Source organism: Vibrio sp. HI00D65 (assembly GCF_001635455.1).
Taxonomy (GTDB): Bacteria; Pseudomonadota; Gammaproteobacteria; order Enterobacterales; family Vibrionaceae; genus Vibrio.
In genome coordinates this window covers 1-496 of record NZ_LWEH01000367.1, presented here as the reverse complement: position 1 = coordinate 496, position 496 = coordinate 1, and the positions used below count along the sequence as shown (strand labels likewise).

The 496-nt window shown below is 47.0% G+C and carries 2 pseudogenes; one reads left to right on the top strand and one right to left on the bottom strand.

The features are described 5' to 3' along the window. A pseudogene (tuf, locus tag A3712_RS21335) lies at positions 1-208 on the bottom strand (elongation factor Tu); the annotation flags it as partial. Positions 209-210: 2 nt separating this feature from the next. Here tuf and A3712_RS21330 point away from each other — a divergent pair. Beyond that, positions 211-496, top strand: a pseudogene (locus tag A3712_RS21330) (EF-Tu/IF-2/RF-3 family GTPase); the annotation flags it as partial.

Here is a 496-nt window from a genome sequence, read left to right as displayed (position 1 = left end):
AAGGCGTGTGACGGCCGCCTTCGTCTTTAGAAAGTACGTATACTTCAGACTCGAACTTAGCGTGCGGGTTGATAGAACCTTTAGCAGATAATCCTCGGCCACGTTCAACTTCGTCACGCTTAGTACCACGTAGAAGTGCACCAACGTTCTCACCTTCACGACTTTCGTCACGCAGCTTACGGAACATTTCAACACCAGTACAAGTAGTAAGAGACTACTCTTACTACTTGTACTGGTGTTGAAATGTTCCGTAAGCTGCTTGACGAAGGTCGTGCAGGTGAGAACGTTGGTGCACTTCTACGTGGTACTAAGCGTGACGAAGTTGAACGTGGCCAAGTATTATCTGCTAAAGGTTCTATCAACCCACACACTAAGTTCGAGTCTGAAGTATACGTACTTTCTAAAGACGAAGGCGGCCGTCACACTCCTTTCTTCAAAGGTTACCGTCCACAGTTCTACTTCCGTACAACTGACGTAACAGGCGATATCACTCTAC